Genomic DNA, 235 nt, shown 5'->3' on the forward strand with positions numbered 1-235 from the left:
TTTCACCACTTCGCGCAATACATTATAAAATCCCGTACCTGAACAATGCTCACAGCGAGCCTTACTTGCCGCAGACCTGGAGTAATCAGCAAAGGCAAAACTCACGAGGTAAGGAATAATCTGTAACCGGATTTCTTCACTCAATTTGTTCAATGTCGGGTTATCCAGTGCCATCGCGTAATTTAGCAGGCCTTCAATCGCAAAAGTTGGTGTTCAGGACCCTCAGTTTGCGATT

At 45.1% G+C, this 235-nt stretch carries 1 protein-coding gene; it reads right to left on the reverse strand.

All coding sequences use genetic code 11. From position 1 onward, the window contains the following. On the reverse strand, positions 1 to 198 hold a 198-nt coding region (locus tag AC0L3J_RS38410; RefSeq protein WP_473350623.1), incomplete at its 3' end, for a hypothetical protein. Positions 199 to 235: the final 37 nt, after the last annotated feature.

The organism is Bradyrhizobium sp. Kon37 (assembly GCF_055807535.1).